Annotated in this window: 14 protein-coding genes, 3 tRNA genes and 2 pseudogenes; 10 read left to right on the top strand and 9 right to left on the bottom strand. The window is 33.5% G+C overall.

All coding sequences use genetic code 11. The features are described 5' to 3' along the window. The first annotated feature begins 663 nt into the window (after positions 1-663). A pseudogene (locus LDL57_RS09900) lies at positions 664-1,095 on the top strand (DUF3757 domain-containing protein). Between the two features lie 307 nt (positions 1,096-1,402). Then, the gene (locus LDL57_RS09895; protein WP_180560894.1) at positions 1,403-1,798 is read left to right on the top strand and encodes a hypothetical protein; all 396 of its coding nucleotides are present in this window, start codon (positions 1,403-1,405) and stop codon (positions 1,796-1,798) included. A 212-nt stretch (positions 1,799-2,010) separates the two neighbouring features. On the opposite strand, the gene msrA is transcribed toward LDL57_RS09895, so the two are convergent. The 9 genes from msrA to LDL57_RS09850 all read right to left on the bottom strand — a co-directional run bounded on the left by msrA (position 2,011) and on the right by LDL57_RS09850 (position 9,864). Then, complete coding sequence (msrA, locus tag LDL57_RS09890; RefSeq protein WP_180560893.1) at positions 2,011-2,541, bottom strand: peptide-methionine (S)-S-oxide reductase MsrA; 531 nt, start codon at positions 2,539-2,541, stop codon at positions 2,011-2,013. Positions 2,542-2,837: 296 nt separating this feature from the next. Further along, positions 2,838-4,364, bottom strand: a complete 1,527-nt coding sequence (locus LDL57_RS09885) for a peptide MFS transporter (RefSeq protein WP_180560892.1) — start codon at positions 4,362-4,364, stop codon at positions 2,838-2,840. A gap of 507 nt (positions 4,365-4,871) precedes the next feature. Further along, on the bottom strand, positions 4,872-5,816 hold the full coding sequence (locus tag LDL57_RS09880; protein WP_180560891.1) for a Kdo(2)-lipid IV(A) acyltransferase: 945 nt from the start codon (positions 5,814-5,816) through the stop codon (positions 4,872-4,874). Between the two features lie 400 nt (positions 5,817-6,216). After that, positions 6,217-6,816 carry a LuxR C-terminal-related transcriptional regulator gene (locus tag LDL57_RS09875; RefSeq protein ID WP_180560890.1) on the bottom strand — a complete coding sequence of 200 codons (600 nt, stop codon included), beginning with the start codon at positions 6,814-6,816 and terminating at the stop codon, positions 6,217-6,219. A gap of 477 nt (positions 6,817-7,293) precedes the next feature. Further along, complete coding sequence (gene pyrC, locus LDL57_RS09870) at positions 7,294-8,343, bottom strand: dihydroorotase (RefSeq protein WP_180560889.1); 1,050 nt, start codon at positions 8,341-8,343, stop codon at positions 7,294-7,296. Between the two features lie 168 nt (positions 8,344-8,511). Then, a tRNA-Asn gene (locus tag LDL57_RS09865) sits at positions 8,512-8,587 on the bottom strand. A gap of 201 nt (positions 8,588-8,788) precedes the next feature. After that, positions 8,789-8,864, bottom strand: a tRNA-Asn gene (locus LDL57_RS09860). A 287-nt stretch (positions 8,865-9,151) separates the two neighbouring features. Then, positions 9,152-9,227 (bottom strand) — tRNA-Asn (locus tag LDL57_RS09855). A 151-nt stretch (positions 9,228-9,378) separates the two neighbouring features. After that, the gene (locus LDL57_RS09850; RefSeq protein ID WP_180560888.1) at positions 9,379-9,864 is read right to left on the bottom strand and encodes a YlaC family protein; all 486 of its coding nucleotides are present in this window, start codon (positions 9,862-9,864) and stop codon (positions 9,379-9,381) included. A gap of 475 nt (positions 9,865-10,339) precedes the next feature. On the opposite strand from LDL57_RS09850, the gene cspE reads away from it, so the two are divergent. The 8 genes and pseudogenes from cspE (at position 10,340) to LDL57_RS09810 (ending at position 17,252) form a co-directional block, all read left to right on the top strand. Continuing rightward, positions 10,340-10,552 carry a transcription antiterminator/RNA stability regulator CspE gene (gene cspE / locus LDL57_RS09845; protein WP_026823671.1) on the top strand — a complete coding sequence of 71 codons (213 nt, stop codon included), beginning with the start codon at positions 10,340-10,342 and terminating at the stop codon, positions 10,550-10,552. A gap of 86 nt (positions 10,553-10,638) precedes the next feature. Further along, a complete protein-coding gene (gene dsrB / locus LDL57_RS09840; RefSeq protein WP_180560887.1) occupies positions 10,639-10,833 on the top strand; it encodes a protein DsrB in 195 nt (64 codons plus the stop codon). 1,029 nt (positions 10,834-11,862) lie between these two features. Further along, complete coding sequence (gene flhD / locus LDL57_RS09835; protein WP_180560886.1) at positions 11,863-12,210, top strand: flagellar transcriptional regulator FlhD; 348 nt, start codon at positions 11,863-11,865, stop codon at positions 12,208-12,210. Between the two features lie 2 nt (positions 12,211-12,212). Beyond that, positions 12,213-12,782: pseudogene (gene flhC, locus LDL57_RS09830) on the top strand (flagellar transcriptional regulator FlhC). Positions 12,783-12,904: 122 nt separating this feature from the next. Beyond that, on the top strand, positions 12,905-13,798 hold the full coding sequence (gene motA, locus LDL57_RS09825) for a flagellar motor stator protein MotA (RefSeq protein ID WP_225505532.1): 894 nt from the start codon (positions 12,905-12,907) through the stop codon (positions 13,796-13,798). A gap of 2 nt (positions 13,799-13,800) precedes the next feature. After that, positions 13,801-14,763: a flagellar motor protein MotB gene (motB, locus tag LDL57_RS09820; RefSeq protein ID WP_180560884.1), complete on the top strand. Its 963-nt coding sequence runs from the start codon at positions 13,801-13,803 to the stop codon at positions 14,761-14,763. A 2-nt stretch (positions 14,764-14,765) separates the two neighbouring features. Beyond that, positions 14,766-16,703, top strand: coding sequence for a chemotaxis protein CheA (gene cheA, locus LDL57_RS09815; protein WP_225505531.1), 1,938 nt, complete (start codon positions 14,766-14,768; stop codon positions 16,701-16,703). A gap of 54 nt (positions 16,704-16,757) precedes the next feature. Further along, positions 16,758-17,252: a chemotaxis protein CheW gene (locus LDL57_RS09810; protein WP_180560882.1), complete on the top strand. Its 495-nt coding sequence runs from the start codon at positions 16,758-16,760 to the stop codon at positions 17,250-17,252. Positions 17,253-17,491 lie beyond the last annotated feature (239 nt).

Genomic DNA, 17,491 nt, shown 5'->3' with positions numbered 1-17,491 from the left:
GATTAACGCTGCCTTTATTAATGTTCATCAAGAAAGTAAATATTTTGCTCGTTATTTTTTATAAAATGCAATTTTTTATTTTCTTTCTAGCTAACTATAAAGTTTATTATTTGATTATTAGTATTTATCTTAACCTAAGATAATATTGCTTTATTATTACTTTAATAGGTATTTTAACCAGATATCCCTCAACTTTTATTTTTTACTAGCTAATTTTAGCGTTAAGTATAATCCTCAACAATAAATAATTGAATAATCAACTCTTGCTGTGACTGCTGGCAGCATTTGTTTTTAGATTTATTCGCTTAAGAGAATCAGTAAGAGATTGGCATAAAAAAATAATATTATTTGACGCGATAATCTATACGTTAAAAAGAATGAAAAATAATACAGATAACTATTTTATTAACAAAATAGCGGTTATAAATAATTTAATAACATTAAATTATTTTAATGCCATAGAATATTTTATAAAACAGTTGTAAATGTAAATTAATTAGGTCATTTCTTACTTAGTATAATCTTGTGTTAATGTATTTTTTGTTATACAAATAATACCTTGTATGAGTATATAAATAATAATTTATGTAAATATACAAATCATGATCTACGTAAATATATAAATGGTAGTTTGTACAAATGTATAAATAAGGAGCGTTTGACATGAAAAAATTAGTAACTCTCACGATAGCAACATCATTGATTGGCTTCTCTTTGACATCTCAAGCCACTGAAAATTGTCCGGCATTAAATAAAATTGAAAGTAGTAATGGTGTTTTCCGCGCAAATGGAGTAAATGGAGAGTGGCTTGGCGTGCTGCAAGGCATTATTGATGAAAAAACTACGGTACAATCTTTTGAAATGGGGCTTGCAATTACGGAAAGTCAGTCGGCTCCTATAAAATTTTAGTATTGTACTTATCGTGTTGGTGTTGATAAAACCCTTGATATGCGTTTAACACCAAAGAATGAAAAAGATTTTACTATCCAAACTGTAGGTAATTTATGGAAAGAAGAAGCTGGACCTTTTGGACTTATTTATAAAGTATGTGAAAAAACCGCGCCAGAGAATTGTAAGTTTACGATTCGTCAATAAAATATCACTTAAAAAATAATTTTTGGTTGGTTCTGTCCCTTTAAAGTTGCTTCAATTTGTTCAAAGCAACTAATATCAATTTATAGTAAGCCGCTATTGCTTATTGCTCTTATCTGGTATCTTTTTAATTCGGCGGAACCTTTATTCTTAATTTAGCCAAGAGCTTCTGTGTTATTAAAAAATCAAGCTAGCTTAAATAGACTAAATATTTTATTAAGCGAATTTTTGTTTTAGCCTAAAACGAAGTAGGATAGATTTTTCGCTTTCATTATATTTATTAATAATTAATTTCTATTAGGTGAAGTATATGAATAATTTCGGTATTGGTTCTAAACATGGTTATACACGATTATTAAGTGACAGTTCTATAAATACAACAGCGAGTGATATTAGCCATACTTCAGCATTACCTGATAAGTTTATTGGGGTAAAAAATAGTGCTGCTAGTAACTATCAGCCAGATGATTATGACTTGGCGCATAATGGGCGTAGTAATAGAGATAATGGCAGGGATGTAGTAAGAATGTCGATAAGTAGACTTTTAAAAGAGGTCAATGATTCTCCTAAAACGCAAATTGTTGATAAAAATTTAGATGATCTAATTGATAAAATGAAGAATAATGAGATTAACTATTATGTTATAAAAAAGGAGGTTAAAACTAGAGGTGATTTAAAAAAACTGCATGATCGCTTAAGGGGGTAAAACTAAGATAGCAGACCATAAAATGGTTTTTTTAAAAGATAAAAAATAATAATTAGCCAATGTTAGTGATTTTTCTTATCTAATAATAAATAGCGAATAAATGAATAAGCGTTTATAAAAAGTGAGTCAATGTTGCTAAAAAATAGCAGCAAAGTCTCTTACGCTAAATTAATTATTTCTTTTGTAAAAAGTTGACTGTTTGTTTATGATGGTCATCGACTCTGCTTGGCAAACAGAGAGCGTAGTTTTTGTAATTTGGCTGGGATTATGGCTAAACAATAACTGTTCTGTTGACCTTCATTCTGCCAGTAATTTTGATGATATTTTTCTGCCGGATACCATTTTTTAAATAGCTCCAGTGTTGTTACTATTGGTGCAGTATGGTTTTTTTGAGCATCGATTACCGCCATTTCGGCAGCCTGCCTTTGTTGCTCAGAGGTGAAAAAAATAGCGGAACGATATTGGCTACCAATATCATTACCTTGTCGGTTTAACTGTGTTGGATCATGGGTAGCGAAATGGATAGCTAGCAATTCATCATAGCTTACTTGTTGTGGATCAAAAGCGATGCGAATAGCTTCTGCATGCCCTGTTTTACCGGAACAAACCTGTTCGTAAGTAGGGTTTTCGACCGTTCCACCGCTATAACCGCTTTCTACCGATTTTACACCAATTACTTCTTTAAATATTGCTTCGGTACACCAAAAACATCCACCACTAATCACTGCATATTCAATTGTCATCGTGATTGCCTTTTAAACTTGTAATAGCGTGAGCATCAATAAATACGATTTATCAAAATGTTGATAGCTGTTTTGTTATGTTAGATGAGCCGCTTGGGGCTCATTTATACTGTAATATAACCTGCTATTGTTGGCCATGCTAATGATTAGCTTATTATTTTGATGATGAAAAATTGGTTAAATTTTGCTTCTTGTTCGATATTAATAGCACTATATTGAGAAGTGAACTTTTGTAACAATATTTTACTAATAGATCCCCTTAATTTTTACTAAGGGGAAGAAATTAATTATTTGGCCTAACTTGTTTGTTGATTAGCGTTCTGCAGCATTTTCCTGATCGGAATAATTAAGATTGCCAACACCGCAGCGCAAATTATTAATGCAATAGCAACCTGGGAAAAGAGGCTTGGCATAGACTGTAATTGTTCTTTATTGATATTTCCGGCCATAATTCCTGCAACCAGATTACCTAACGCACTGGCACAAAACCAAAGACCCATGACTTGTCCGCGCATTTTTTTAGGTGCCAATAGTGTCATTGTTGCTAGTCCAATTGGACTTAAGCATAATTCACCTAAAGTTAATAGTAGCATACTGCTGATCAACCAAACGGGAGAAACAATGATATTATGCGTAATAACTATATTTGCGGCTACCATCATAATGGCAAAGCCAGCGGCAGCAAATAAGATGCCAATAACAAATTTTGTGGTACTTGTCAGATTTATATTGCGCTTAGCCATCGTTGGCCATAGCCAACTGAATAGCGGAGCAAGAATGATGATGAACAGCGCATTAATTGCTTGAAACCATATGGTTGGAATTTCAAAGCCATTAGTAAGATAGCGATCAGTATAATCACGAGCGAAAATGTTAAATGAGGTCGGTTTTTGCTCAAAGGCTGACCAGAAAAATGTCGCTGAAATAAGTAAGATAAGGCAGACTAACAAACGCATCCGTTCATTTTGATTTAAACCCGTCAAGAAAAACATGTAAATAAAATAGAGGCTAACAAAAGTGGCAATGATATAAGCAAAACTTTTGGCCACAAGGGTGGCATTAAATGGCACAATATCTGTTGCAATAAGTATCACGATAGCAGCTAACAATACCATTGCTAATGTGATCCATTTACCGACGTTTTTACGCTTTACTGTTGGTTGCTCCCAACTAGCAGCAATGCCTGTTTCTTTACTATAGCGACGCATTTGTGGGACAGCATAAAATCGGAAGATAAGGAGTGCAATCAGCATACCAATTCCACCCAGGCCAAAGCCGATATGCCAGCCATATTTTTCATAAAGTGGGCCAATAATTAACGGTGCAATAAATGAGCCCATGTTAATTCCCATATAGAACAGTGAAAATCCGCCATCACGCCGAGTATCATCTTTTCTATACAGAGTACCAACCATAACAGTAATACAGGTTTTAAATAAACCAGTTCCCAATACAATGAATAATAATCCGATAAAAAATAGACTATTACCCCAGATGGCAGACAACGCGATAGAAAGATGGCCTAATGCAATAATCAGTGATCCATACCAAACCGCTTTACGTTGTCCCAACCAGTTATCAGCTAACCATCCTCCAGGGAGTGAAGTAATATAAACGCCACCTGCAAAAATACCCACGATAGCTGATGCTTGCTCGATTGTTAATCCCATTCCTCCTTGCAATAAGGTTGCGCTCATAAAGAGGATCAGCAGTGGCCGCACGCCGTAAAATGAAAAACGCTCCCACATCTCAGTTAAGAAGAGAGAACTCAGTGGATAGGGATGACCAAAGAAAGTTTTAGTTTTTGTTACAGTGCGTTGCATCTAAATATTCCCCATCAATAACTCTACCAGTGAAATTATAAAAGTTAAAAAATATTAGTTTTCGGTTATAAATATTATCTTTTTCAGTTCAAATATCGTTGCTAATCTAATATCGTGCAATATTATTTTTCTATCATATTATTAGAAAACTATAATTACTTTTATTTAAACCATTTTTCATCAAAAAGTCGACAAAAATATTATTTTCCCTACCTTCGACGGACTAAAAACAGAAAAAATAGTTACTATTATTTTTTAAATTTAATTATTGTTAAATATAAAAATCATGTAAAACAATAAGATAGTCTGTTATTTTCTGATTGTTATGGTATTGTGGTTAATAAGTTTAACTTGAAGTAAAAAAATTAATAAAGCTATCATTTCATCACATATTTGCGTGATTCTTTAGCATTTAATCGATAGTTTATTTAATAATAGCTAAATAGTGAAAAAGATCGCCTAGTTAAGTTTAGTGACTGGTTTTGACGATACAGTCACTGCCAGTAGTTAATCATGTATATTATCAAGATCACCATAAAGTGATGGCATGCCTGCAGGCCTGGTTTTGAATCGACGATGTAACCACATGTATTGCTCAGGTGCTTGCATAATCTCTTCCTCAATCAGTTTATTCATAAAAGTTGCAGTAGTAATTTCATCCTGTTGTGGGAAATGGGTTATTGCTGGTTGAATGAGTAATTCATAACCTTTAGCGTTAGCTAACCGTTTGGGAGTAAAAGGTATCATGGCTGGATCAGCAAGCTTTGCCAGAATATGGGTGCCTATGGTGGTAGCGGTATGTTTAACTGCAAAAAAAGGCACAAAAACACTTTTTTTGGGGCCATAATCGTGATCTGGCGCATACCATAAAATTTCTCCTTGTTTAAGGTTACGTATCATGCCTTTTATATCTTTGCGATCAAGCATGAATTTATTAGAGCGCAACCGTCCCTGGGTTTGCAACCAATCCATCACTGGATTGTCGTTTGGGCGATAAACACCAATACCAGGATTTAATATACCAAAGATACGCGCGCCTAATTCGAGTGTTAGAAAATGAATTCCTATTACGATGATCCCTTGCCCTGCCAACTGAACTTTTTCAATATTATGCTGACCCTTAATTGTAAACCAGCGTTTTACTCGTTTATCAGACCAGAACCAAGCCATACCCGTTTCAAATATTCCCATACCCACTGATTCAAAATTTTTATTGATTATTTGTTGGCGTTGCTGTGCACTCATGGTAGGAAAGCAGAGTTCCAAATTACGTTTTGCAATCAGTAGGCGTTTTTTTAGAAAGTATTTTGATAAGCGTCCAAGTCGAGTTCCCAGCCAATAGATTACAGGATAAGGTAGTAAAACCAGTAAATAAAGCAGCCCAATTCCTAGCCATGTTAACCAATATTGGGGATGTAAATATGAAATTTTAAAAGGAGATACTTTTATCATCTGCGTTCTGTTTAGTTAGTATTAATATTAGTATTATCTATTGTGACACTTTTTTAGCAAAGCTAAAACTTTAACTGGATATTTAATCACCATTTAGTTCTTATTCATGGCTTGCTTAACTTGGGGTTTGTTATACAGTTTTCACTGGTGGAGCTGAAGTACTGCTATTTTATATGATCTTTGTTGTCAATAGTTGGTGATCATTTATTGAAGAAGGTATATCGAGGTATTTTATCAGGCATATCAAGTGTAAATGAAATAAAAGGATAGTGAGCACGAGAATGATGGGTCGTACTCATTTTAAAGAAATGGAAAGCAGGAAAATTGCTATAAATTGAGAATAAAATTAATTATATTATTTATAATATAATTAAGTTACTTTCTATAAATAGGAAATATTTTAATCATTTGAATAAATATATTTAAAAATATTATAAACAAAAAAAAACTCAATTCGATTATTAACAAAAATTTTTTTAGTAATGTGCCTTTTATGGGAATAAACCGTACTATTACTAATCCCAAGTTTTCTAGCAATAACATGATTAGGTACTGCATTCATCCAATTTTTGATAATTTTTTGCTCTTGATAACTAAAAATTGATGCATTGTCATTTGATAAATAAGTGATATTTTTTAATATACTATTAGTTTCTATTAAGCGTTCTAATACGTAATTTAATATTTTTTTCGACATAATAAAACATTGGTTTTTTAGTAAAATGGGTCGATTTGTAAAGGGGTAAGGAGAGTCGAGATAAATATAGAAACGCACATTGTGTAGTTTTTCAATAAATGCTTGTAGTTGATTACAATACTCAGCATGGTGACAATAATGGGTTAAATTGGCTAAAACAACATCAGGAGAAAAATTATTAATATGATTTATGGCAGACTTAATACTATCTTGACTAATAAACTGAAGTTTATTGATTTTTGATAAATATTCACTGATGCCTAATCTTGTATAATAACACTCGTCAATAATTAAAACTTTCATTACAAAACATCCTTGTCTAAATAATAGATAAACAATAAATTTCTTATGGACTACTTACCATAAGTGCAATAAAAAATAGCGATAAAAATTTGTAAATATCTTACTGTTATATAATTAAAATATCATAGTAAGTATTTAATTGAATACCCATATTAGCTTAATATTCTTTATGAATTGATTTAGTTTATTTATATAATTTAGTTTTATTAATAACGCTTTTCAGAAAGTATATCCATTATCTTTCTGGATTGTTATTGGTTTTATTGTTTATTTTTTATAAATTTTATGACTAAAAAGATTAACCAATGCCTGAAGTGTTATTGATCATAAATAATATATTGTTCGCAAAATAAACTTATATAACAATGTTATTTTAAATGAAATAATGATTTTTTAAGTACAAATCTTAGGATGAAAGAAAACCGTGGTTGTGAGACTAATAATCGACCACGGCTATGGCAACTTTATCGTAGAGAATTATAGAACATTGATTTCCCAATTAGCGTTTTCATTTGCTAAAAAAGGAATTAAATGATTTTCACCTTGGGAAATTTTGTCAGCAATAATAACTGTTTTACGTTTAAGTTCAATAAACCCTTCATTAATGGGTAAGCCATAAAATTTAGCACCGTTTAATGAACAAAATGCTTCAAAATTTTCCAACGCATTCATTTCATCAAAAACGGTAGCATAAGCTGCAAGGGCAGTAGGCGCATTAAAAACACCAGCACAGCCACAGGCAGACTCTTTTCTATTTTGGGTATGGGGTGCGGTATCAGTGCCAAGGAAAAAGCGCTGACAACTCGTTGTTATTGCTTCTCGTAATGCTTTTTGATGGATGTCGCGCTTCAGAACAGGTAAACAATATAAATGAGGCTTGATGCCACCAACTAACATATGATTTCTATTAAACATTAAATGTTGTGGTGTAATGGTAGCAGCCAGGTTGTCATTACCAGCAAGTACATATTGAACGGCCTCTTTAGTGGTAATGTGTTCAAACACAATTTTTAGGCTAGGAAAATCTTTTCTAATAGGCTCTAACGTTTGCTCAATAAAATAGGCTTCACGATCAAAAATATCAATGTCACTGCTTGTAACTTCACCGTGTACTAAGAGTGGTATACCTATTTTTTCCATTATGGCAAAAACGGAATAAATATTTTCTATCTTTGATATCCCATAGTTAGAGTTAGTTGTTGCGTTGGCAGGATAAAGTTTACAGGCAGTAAATACTCTTTGCTTAAAGCCTTCTTCAACTATTTTGGCGTCAGTGGTATCCGTTAGGTAGCAGGTCATTAATGGTGTAAATGGATGTTCTTCAGGAGTCGCATGCAAGATCCTTTCACGATAAGATTTTGCTTGATTAATATCAGTAATTGGCGGTACCAAGTTTGGCATAACAATTGCTCGGCCAAAAAATCGGCTAGTATAAGGCACAACAAGTTTTAATATATCATCATCTCTAAAATGAACATGCCAGTCGTCTGGGCGGCGAATTTTAATAGTAGTCGTGATTTGGGTCATGAAATTGACTCCATCTTAAAAGTAGATAATGAAAAAGATGAGTTGTGAGCATGTTAGATAGGGATGATAAAGTGAAAAAAATAAAATAGCTATACTAAAAAGCAGATTAATCTGGCATCAAACGAATAAGTTATAAAAGTGATAACAAAAGTATAAGTTGAAAGGGGTTGGCTCCTCCAACTGGACTCGAACCAGTGACATACGGATTAACAGCCCGCCGTTCTACCAACTGAACTATGGAGGAATAACATTTGATGTGCAGTGAATGTTATCGACAGAAAGTTAATTTGTCAAAGACCAAAAGGAGTTATTTAAAACTTTCTATATGGTAACTTGCTGGCTAGCGAGAGGTTACTTGGTGGTAAGGCATGTAGCTTGATTTTTAATATATTTAATTTGCTATTGAAAACAAAAAACCTGCCAGTTGGGCAGGTTTACTGAAATTTGGCTCCTCCAACTGGGCTCGAACCAGTGACATACGGATTAACAGTCCGCCGTTCTACCAACTGAACTATGGAGGAATGGGTCGCGTGCTTCACAACGAGCCGAATAATAGCGAGGCTTATCTTAGTTGTAAAGTGTAAAAATGAAAATAATCACTGTTTGGTTATAAGGTAATCAAGAAAGAGGATTGCTGAATTAAAAAAAACAATTTTCTATTGTAAAATTTTTAAAAATTGACCAAATCGAGAGGCTTATTTTGCATTGGCTAAAAGAAATGGACTAAAAAGCAAATTTTGTTATGGCATAATTGATGGACATTTTAAGCAAATACTAAAAGCCCGCATGATTGCGGGCTTTTAGTATTTGGCTCCTCCAACTGGGCTCGAACCAGTGACATACGGATTAACAGTCCGCCGTTCTACCGACTGAACTATGGAGGAATTGAGTGAGCTAAAAAGCTGGCAGCATACTAACGATGTCCTAGACCACTGTCAATGTTAAAAATATAATATTTTTACTGTTTGTTTGTACTTTAATCACATTGAGTTAAAAATAAGCTATTTATCTGAATATTATATGATTTCTAATGATTTATGCGTGTTTTTTTATTGAATTAGGCGAGTATGCAAGTAGATATACATCATAAAATGTTATTTTGTTTTTTTGTTTGATAAGCCGTTTTAGTTCGGTTTTGATGGCATCATTGATAGTTGGTTCAGCAAGTATTTTTTTTATAGCTACATCTGATACTTCTTCAGTAACAAACCATTCACCATTGTAACATACCCGTAAATCCAGTATTCCAATATCTTTAAAACGGTATGTTGGTTTGATATCAAACAGCAATACTGCGGCCAATAGCAGGAAAAATAGTGTGAAGCCGATTGTCCAATATAACCCAAAGTAGGGTGTGTAATAGATTAGAATTGCTGTTAGCAAGTAAGCGATGATCATTCCTATACAAAGGTAGGGATGAGTAGTAATGAACTGCCAATTTAAATAAGGTCTATTATTACGGTTTTGCTGTTTGTTTATTTGGCAGAGATTTTCATTCAGGATTACTTTTATCATATCCATGATATTTACCTTAATTGATTAGATTTATAGATGAATCTAAGCTTTGAGACTAGCATATAAAATTGCTTGAGTTATCGACATTACCGTTTTTCTCTTTATTTAAGCAAAATCTTTATTGATTAGGAATTGTCCCAAACAGAAAAAAAATTTATATTTATGAATTTATTTAGATCATTTTGATTTTTTTATTAATTTACTGGGTTAACGAAGAATATTCTTGAAAAAATTCGATTTTTTTCTTAAACAAAAGCATAAAACTATTGATATTATTAACTACTCGTGCGTTAATGGGAGGAAGCCTAATAAACAGATCTATTTTATTTACGACATTTAAGTTAATGTGTTATGAGTAGCGTTATCCTTGATAGCCTTTCGACCGTTTCTTGCTGAGTGCTTCCATGAATTAAATAGTGATGTAGGCTTTTGTATACCTGCCGAAAACGGCAATGTTTATTTGTTATATAGGAAAAGGCACATGTCTGACAAAATGAAGGGTCAAGTGAAGTGGTTTAACGAATCTAAAGGCTTTGGTTTCATCACTCCATCTGATGGTAGCAAAGATGTATTCGTTCACTTCTCTGCCATTCAAGGAAATGGATTCAAAACTCTGGCTGAAGGGCAAAATGTAGAATTTACCATTGAAGATGGTTCGAAAGGCCCAGCTGCAGCGAATGTAACTGCTCTTTAAGATTAGTTAAATAAATGGATTTCTTGAAGCCTGTCGCGCAAGCGGCAGGCTTCTTTATTTTTGTCGTAAAATTTGTGGTATAGCTTATGAAGATCAATGATAGCGTTTTAGTAAAAACAGATGGTGACCAGATGCGGGAAGGTATTATTCGCTTAATAGAGCCTTTTAATGAGGGAATAATGTATTTAATTGAGTTACCTGAATATCCGACAGGTATTTGGTTTTTTAATGAGAGCGCAGCAGGTGCAGGTACTTATGTGATGCCAAAAGAGAGTGAATAAATTTAAATTAAAATCCTCATAACTTAGTGAGCGATCATTTCTGCACTGAATATCCTTGTTGTAGTAAATGATTTTTAAGCTAAGTAACTCGCTGATTGTTTTAATAAATAATTTATAACTCAATGTAGTAGGATATTGTTTACTACAAAATTATTATTTTAATATTATATTTTAAATTTTTTAAAATATGCATTTTATTATTTATCTTATACATTCTAAATTATAAATAAGTATGTCTATATTGAGATATGTTTTTATTTTATCAGATGTTTTCAATAAAAAAATAATCTATTTTTTTGTCATAAAATAAGTAACTTTTTTATATTAAAGATCTCTAATATTATTTTTTTGCCCAAAAATTCATTAAATTAGAATTTTTTGTTTTATAATTTATTGAATAATATAGTTATTTTTGTATTTTCATCATTAATCGTTTATATGAATAGATAAAATAATTATTATTTGTTTTTAATGTAAACCAAATTAAAAATAAAATATTTACGTTGATAAATGTGGTTTTTTGTTTATTTGTCTGTATGTTATTTTGATTTTTATCATTTACGTGGTATTAAATTCTATATTTATTGCCTGTATTGTATTTTATGTTCAAAATATTGCTAATTAATAGTTATTTTAATGTTTATTAATTGACTAAATTAATAAAATAACCTTGGTTATTATTCTATTTTTCTGAGTAAATAAAAAATTAATATTGAGTTTAATAATAAAAGCCGGCTATTTTTGATATAACAAAACCTTAAATTTAAATAGCCTAAGCACAACTGAATAATCGTAAGAATCAGCTATAAACATGTAAGGTATTCTGGTTATTGAGTGTGAATTTTTATTCAAATTGAAAAATATCGAAGTCGCTTATGACTATAAGACTTTGGTTTTGAGATAAATTTATAGAGCAATTTTTAGTGCCACGATAAAAGAAATTTAACCCATTAATATCATTAATGGTAAGTACTTTTATAGCCTAACACCAGCGAATTTTAATTAAATACAATAAGTGAGTATAAAAATATGAACACAGCAGATTTATTGAAGCAAATTTACGATATTAATCTTTCTTATTTATTACTTGCACAACGTCTTATTAAGGAAGAAAAAGCTTCCGCTATGTTTCGATTAGGTATCACCGAGGAAACAGCTGATTCATTGATCAGCTTGACATTACCACAGTTAGTTAAATTAGCAGAGACTAACCAATTAATCTGTAATTTTAGATTTAAAAATAGTGAAACGATTGAACAATTAACTAAAGAATCTCGTGTTGATGATCTACAACAAATTCACACAGGAATTTTGTTATCAACTCATTTGTTCCAACAATTATCGGAAAATGATAAATCGATAAAAAGAAGGGCATAATTATGGCGAGTAAAAGTATTGTTCAAGAAGCAAAAGATATTCATTTAGCTATAGATTTAATTAATTTAGGTGCACGTCTTCAAATGTTGGAAAGTGAAACTCAACTAAGCCGAGGGAGATTAATTAAATTATATAAAGAATTACGCGGCAATCCACCACCTAAGGGTATGTTGCCATTCTCAACCGACTGGTTTATGACTTGGGAACAAAATATTCACTCTTCTATGTTTTATAATGCTTATCGCTTTTTATTAACTAGTGGTTATTATTGAGGAATAAACGCCGTCGTACAGGCTTATCGTTTGTATCTGGAACAATGCGGCACCGAGCCAAGTAACCCACCCATACTTGCTTTGACAAGAGCGTGGACGTTAGTTCGGTTTGTTGATAGTGGTATGTTGCAACCATCAACTTGTCGCTGCTGTGGTGGAACTTTTATTACTCATGCTCATCAACCGGTGAATAGTTTTGCCTGTAGTTTATGCCAGCCACCTTCAAGGGTGATTAAAAAACGTAAACATTCTTGTCAATTTGCCGATATTCATCCTCAGGTATTGGGGCAAATTCAGTAGCATACTTACTGTACTAATAAAATAGAGAGTTATGGTTTAGGTTTACCATAGCTCTTATCGGTCGGTATGCTAGCTTTGAATACAGATCTCTAGTTCATCATCATCAATAAAGGGAATATCAAGTGCTTGTATTCTTAGGCTATCTTGTTGTTATTGGAGCAGTATTAGGTGGTTATTTACTTGTCGTGGGGCACTTATCTGCTCTATATCAACCCGCAGAGTTTTTAATTATATTTGGTGCTGGTTTAGGCGGTTTTATTGTAGCTAATAATGGTAAAGCGATTAAATCAACATTAAGGGTGTTGCCAAGGTTACTTACAAGCTCCCGCTATAATAAATCAATTTATATGGATCTCATGGCGCTACAATTTCGCCTATTGACAAAGTCGCGTCAAGCGGGGGTATTATCGTTAGAACGCGATATTGAAGATCCGGAACAGAGTGACATTTTTTCTCAATATCCAAAGTTACTAAGTGATCCGCATTTAATGAGTTTTTTAACTGACTATATGCGATTGATAATCACTGGCAATATGAATGCGCATGAAATTGAAGCATTAATGGATGAAGAAATTGCCACTTTTGAGCAAGAGGCTGAAGTCCCTGCAGTTAGTTTGAGTATGTTAGGTGACTCATTGCCGGCTTTTGGTATTGTTGCTGCGGTAATGGGCGTAGTGCATGCCCTGGCTTCTGCCGATAGACCCGCAGGTGAGATGGGAATATTAATTGGTAATGCGATGGTAGGAACTTTTTTGGGTATTCTACTTTCATACGGTTTTATTTCACCATTAGCTAATTTGGTGCGACAAAAGAGCCATCAACAAATTAAGATGATGGAATGTATTAAAGTCACTTTACTATCATCCATTAGCGGTTATGCACCACAAATTGCAGTAGAATTTGGCCGTAAAACGCTATTTTTAGATGATAGACTCTCTTTTAATGAATTAGAGGATCATGTGCGTAGCATGAAAAATCCGACTAATACTAATTCTCCTCATGTTGAAGATGATTGATTATGAAAACAGCAAAATCGACCATCATTATCAAGAAAAAACGGCGTAAGAAATCCAGTTATTATCATGGCGGCTCCTGGAAAATCGCTTATGCGGATTTTATGACTGCCATGATGGCTTTCTTTTTAGTTATGTGGATTTTATCCATTTCCAGCCCGCAAGAGTTAATTCGTATTGCTGATTATTTTCGTACACCGCTTAAGGTTTCATTAAATAAGGGCCCTAAAAGTGGTGATGTCACGAATATTATACCGGGTGGCGGCAAAGACATTATTTATCGTGAGGGTGATACGATACCCAAAGAGCCCAACCAACTGCCAGAGACGGAACAAGATCGTTTTAAAAAATTACAACAGGATCTTGAATTATTGATTATGAATGATCCGCGCTTACAGGATCTAAAACCTAATTTGCTAATTGATTTAATGGATGAGGGGTTACAGATACAAATAATTGATGGCGAAAATCGGCCTATGTTTGCTAGCGGCAGCGCGGTAATTGATAAAAATATGCAAAAAATTCTGTATGTGTTGGCACCAGTATTAAATGATTATCCCAATAAAATTAGTCTGGCTGGTCATACCGATAGTACAGCTTATGCCAAAGGCGGCTATGGTTACAGCAACTGGGAATTGTCGGCGGACAGGGCAAACTCTTCGCGCCGGGCATTAATTAGTGGTGGTTTGGATGAACATAAAATTATGCGTGTTGTTGGTATGGCTTCAACGGTGCCATTAGAAAATAATCCCGCAGCCGCTGCTAATCGACGAATTAGTATTTTGGTGTTAAACAAAGAGAGTGAAGCTGCAATTATTCACGAAAATCAGCGGCCTCAGCCGACAAAAGAAATTGGCGAACAAAATAGCGAACAAGTAGAGAGTCCGTTAACACCATCTTTAGTACCAACAGCAGTATTACCTACCGACCATAGCAAAGTGATATTGGCACAATCAAAGGATAAATAGCCATGGAGCTAGGTGCGTTTTATCAAGTATTTTTCGATGAGACAGAAGAACTATTAAATGAGATGGAGCAAAAATTGCTCCATCTTAATATTGATACTCCTGATAGTGAGGCACTTAATGCTGTTTTTCGTTGTGCGCATTCTGTAAAAGGTGGTGCTGCGACATTTGGCTTTAGCCAATTACAAAAAACCACTCACATTTTGGAAAATGTGTTAGATGGTCTCCGAAGCCAAACGATATTGTTAACGGCCGATATTCTGCAGGCATTATTAAATGCTAAAGATATTTTATTAGCGCAGCTTAATGCTTATCGCCATGACCAATTGCCCGATGAATATTTATCTAGTCAAGTTGAAGCACTGTTTTATTCGGTGATACCGACCAGTGATAGACCGGTAGTAAAAGTGGCCGCGGCTAAAACGGCCGGGGAAACTTATTTTACTATCAAATTAGTTGATCTTAAGCCACATGAAGTGACATTACTCCTCGACGAATTAAATATTTTAGGTAAGGTAATTGAACATCAAATTGAGCAGACAACATTAACCGTTTTACTCAAAACCGCTGAGTCTCAACAGGATATTACTGCTGTACTCTGTTTTTTACTCGATGAGCAACAGATCCATTTTGCAATAGCAAATCCAATGGCAAAACAGTCAAGCCAGCGTAGTGATCTAATTGATGAAGATAAGCTACTAACCACAACAGATAAAACAGCAGCAAAAACTATCGCTGCTATAGAGTCAAATCGTTCTTTTACCCCTGCAGAAGCATCAACCATACGGGTTGCGGTGGAAAAAGTTGATCAACTTATTAATTTAGTTGGCGAATTGATTATTACCCAATCTATGTTGATGCAACATAGCCAACAATTGGATGATCGTCATAATCCATTACATGATTGTCTTAATCAATTAGCTAGGAATTCGCGTGATTTACAGCTGTCAGTGATGTCAATTCGTATGATGCCCATGGATTATGTATTTAACCGTTTTCCGCGTTTGGTCCACGATTTAGCAATAAAACTTAATAAAAAAGTTTCATTAACTCTTAAAGGTCAAACCACTGAATTAGACAAAGGGTTAATTGAGAAGATTGTTGATCCACTTACCCATTTGGTACGTAATAGCCTTGATCATGGCATTGAATTACCCGAAGTTAGACGGCAAAGGGGCAAAGCGGAAGAAGGGCAATTAATGATTTCTGCTGAGCACCAAGGCGGTAATATTTGCATTACCGTTAGCGATGATGGCAATGGTTTAAATAGAGAAAAAATTTTACAAAAAGCCAAAAATATTGGTTTAGAAATATCCGATCAAATGAGTGATCAAGATATTGCCATGCTGATTTTTGCTCCAGGATTTAGTACAGCGGAAAGCGTGACCGACGTTTCGGGCCGTGGCGTTGGCATGGATATTGTAAAACAGAATATTCACGAAATGGGTGGCCAAATTACGTTAACTTTTCAGGCAGGAAAAGGAACCACCACCCGTATTTTTTTACCGTTAACCTTGGCTATTTTAGAGGCCATGTCTGTCCAGATTAGTGATGAAATTTTTATTTTACCGCTTAACTCGGTAGTCAGTGTTTTACAACCCAAAGCAGAACAAATTTTTATGTTAGGTAACGATGAAAAATTACTGTTAGTTTGGGATGAATATATTCCACTGATTGAACTCTATCAAGTGCTGGATATTCCGCAAGGGAAAAAAGCAATAAATGAAGGCATTGTCGTCATAGTTCAATATGCAGGTAAGAAATACGCTTTATTTGTTGATAGTTTATTAGGTCAACAACAGGTAGTGGTAAAAAATATAGAAACAAATTTTAAACCGATTAAAGGGATCACATCTGCCACAATTATGGGCGATGGTAGTGTAGCATTAATTATTGATATTAAAGAACTTTATCAATTGGCCTACATAAAAAGGCAGCATTAGATAGATTATTAAATGGCAAAATTATTAATATAATTGGCAACAAGGAGTTTCGCGATGATAAAACAACAGGGTTTTAGCCATATTAAAACCGAACGACAAGGAACAGGTTATTTAATTTTCACTTTAGGTGAAGAGGAATATGGGATTGATATTCTAAAAGTACAGGAAATTTGTGGTTACCATCATGTTACACGCATTGCAAATATGCCTGATTTTATTAAAGGGATCACCCATTTGCGTGGCGTTATTATACCGATAATTGATTTAAGAATTAAGTTTTCCCAGTCTGATGTAATATATGATAATAGTACAGTTGTTATTATTGTCATGTTATCACAAAGAATTATTGGAATTGTTGTTGATGCGGTTTCAGATGTATTAACGTTAATGCCAGAACAAATTTGTCCACCACCAGAAATGTCGTCAATTTTATCGGCTGAATATCTTATGGGATTAGGGATGTTAGAAGAGCGGATGTTGATTTTGGTGAATATTGAAAAATTACTTAATAGCCAAGAGATGGCATTGATTCATGATATCGATGATTAAATAAATTATCGTGTTAATTAATCTATTCGCAAATAGAGCAGTATATTTATTCAACCTATAATAATTAACTTGTCAACGAGCTATAAAAATAAAATATATTTAGCAAATTAGCGTTGTTGTAGCGATATCAGTAAAAAAAGTAATTAACCGTTTTAATAAACAATAATAAAAAACTATCAATTATTGCTATAAAGTTTCTATTCAGAGGGACGATATTTTATCTATCTTAATGAAATGGA

The sequence above is a fragment of the Arsenophonus apicola genome, assembly GCF_020268605.1.
Lineage (GTDB): Bacteria > Pseudomonadota > Gammaproteobacteria > Enterobacterales > Enterobacteriaceae > Arsenophonus > Arsenophonus apicola.
The sequence above is the reverse complement of the archived record's forward strand: the minus strand, read 5'-3'. Positions and strand labels throughout refer to the sequence as shown.